The organism is Anabaena sp. CCY 9402-a, assembly GCF_963920945.1.
In the GTDB taxonomy this organism is placed as follows: domain Bacteria; phylum Cyanobacteriota; class Cyanobacteriia; order Cyanobacteriales; family Nostocaceae; genus Trichormus; species Trichormus minutissimus.
Map to the genome: position 1 here is coordinate 1 of NZ_CAWUDL010000167.1, position 2,525 is coordinate 2,525.

At 36.6% G+C, this 2,525-nt stretch carries 1 protein-coding gene and 1 pseudogene; one reads left to right on the forward strand and one right to left on the reverse strand.

Annotation, left to right across the window (positions count from 1 at the left end):
- Positions 1-281 precede the first annotated feature (281 nt).
- Positions 282-1,703: a hypothetical protein gene (locus ACM0OR_RS28005; protein ID WP_414579673.1), complete on the forward strand. Its 1,422-nt coding sequence runs from the start codon at positions 282-284 to the stop codon at positions 1,701-1,703.
- Between the two features lie 454 nt (positions 1,704-2,157).
- Here ACM0OR_RS28005 and ACM0OR_RS28010 read toward each other — a convergent pair.
- Positions 2,158-2,525: pseudogene (locus ACM0OR_RS28010) on the reverse strand (hypothetical protein); the annotation flags it as partial.

The following is a 2,525-nucleotide window of genomic DNA, read 5'->3' on the forward strand; positions in this document are numbered from 1 at the left end:
TGCCTGGGTAGACAAGTAAATCTAATCTCCTAAACGGGATAGTAGCCTTTGACTAGGCTGTTGACTTTGTTGGTTTTAAGGCAGAATTAGTTCATACAATAATTGTGTCGGAAAAATCGAGCAAAGTCAAAGTCTATGCAAGAGTTTAAAAGCCCAGTGAGTAGATTAGCCAGATTGTTCAAGAAAGGTAGAGAAAACTGGAAAGAGAAGGCGGTCTTAAAACAGAAGCAAATCAGAGCTTTAGAAATAAAAGTGAGAGACTTAACGAATTCGAGAGAGAAGTGGAAAAAGCGTGCGATGGCGGCAGAAGCAAAGTTAAAAGAACTGAAGTTGGAGGAGGAGACCGAAAAAAAGCAGAAATCGAAGACCAATCAGCCGACATAGAATTGGAGATGGGTGAAACAGACTTAAAGATTAAGGGTCACTATTATGATGTAAAAACAATTCAGCAAGCGATACATTTGTTAATCAACAGTGGGATTAGTTTTAGAGGTGTAGAGAAAGTTTTTGAATTATTTAATGATTGTGAATCACAGGCAACTCCTAGCTTTAGCTGTATTAGAAAATGGTTAGGAAGAATAGCAATATATGAGTTGAAAAGAGAAAAAGAGTATCGCAGGGATTGGATTTACATTGTAGATTTTACTTTAGCATTAGGAAAACATAAAGCTTTAGTTGTGCTAGGGGTGTCACAGGAATACTTATTATCAAATGTAATTGAGGAAAAGAGAGGGTTATCACATAAAGACGTAGAAATACTAGCAATAGAAATAATGGAGTCTACCAAAGGAGAAATCATAGAAAAGCAATTAGATAAAATTAGCCAAAGGGTGGGAGTACCAAGACAAATTGTTGCAGATAATAGTAGTGACCTGGCTCGTGGAATCAAGCTATATCAAGAAAATAATCCAGAGGTAATTTATACGCATGATGTGACTCACGCAATGGCATTACTATTAAAATATCAATTAGAATCAGATAAAAGATATCAATCATTTATCCAAAAGTGTAGCATATGTAGGCAGCAATTACAGCAAACAGAATTATCTTTTTTAGCTCCGCCATCACAGCGTTCTCAATGTCGTTATTTTAATATTGAAAGGCTAACTGATTGGGGAATTAAGTTATTAAACTCATCAGTGGAAACTCTAATTAGCCTTATTCCAGATATTGCACCTTCGCTGATTTATCAAAAAGTAAGAGACAAGTTGGGGTGGTTAAACGATTATAAATCAGATTTAATTAAGTGGAATCAAATGGTATCGCTAACACGCAGTATTGAAACTGAGCTTAAACAAGCAGGAATCAATCATAATTCTCTTGATTGTTTCGCCAAAAATCAGTTATCTTTTGATGCTCCTTATCTTCAGAAACTGCAACAAGATATTTTCGATTATCTAGCTGTTCAATGCCACAAAATCAAGCATGAAGGTACTTTTTTAGCTACTTCTGATGTCATTGAATCACTCTTTGGAAAATACAAGCAATTTTCTGCTCGCTGTCCATTTAAAGAAATCAGTCAAATGCTACTAACCATATGTCTATCGACTATGGATTTAACAACTACTGTTGTTAAAAATGCCCTTTTAAATATTAGCTTTGCTGATGTTGAAGCATGGTTTCTTCAGGTTTTTGGTCAGTCTTCGCTCTCGAAACGAAAAATATTATTTTCTCCTGATTGTGAAGACACAGAAACTGCATGAAGTTTTACCCATAAAAAAGGTACAGAGTCAACAGCCTAGCCAGCATCCCCACCTGATTGGGGACAAGCTGCACAAACAGCAAGAGAATCTATTTTTCCTCACATAGTTCTGTATCTTCTTTTACTTGATATTGAATGTCTTGCTCACCTTACACGTAGTTCGGGTTTTGACATACATATTTCCAGGTGCAAGATGTGAGCGACCAACGGGCGCGATTACACGCCCACAATAAATGAAAGAAACACTGTTAACAAGAGTTTGAGGGTCAATAACTTATACACTGAAAAAGTACCATGACAGCAAAAGCCGTTATTACACTGGTGCAGTATTCGTCCGAATGTGAGCGTGGTTCTGGGTGATATTGGCAATAGTATTGGTGAAGTAGTCAAAGGCTACTATCCCGTTTAGGAGATTAGATTTACTTGTCCACCCAGGCATGGTACACCAATCTAAATCAGCGATGCCATCTTTGATTGAAAATGTCCGGGTCAGAAGTTTCTGCTAATTTTAATAAAGTCTCAATTGGACATTTCAACAGTTTTTCCGCCCAATTAATCAACTTCTCTACATTGAAATAACGACATTGAGAGCGTTGCGATGGTGGAGATATAAAGGCTAATTCGGTTTGTTGAAGTTGATGCCGACACTGATTACATTTTTGAATAAAAGATTGATATTTTTCGGAATTAGCTAGCTCATGTTTGAGTAATAAAGCCATTGCATGAGTTACATCATACGTATAAACTACATCTGGATATTTTTGTATGTAGGGCTTGCTGAAAAAGTCATTCCAAGGCAAGAGAAAAATTGACTCCGTAGTCA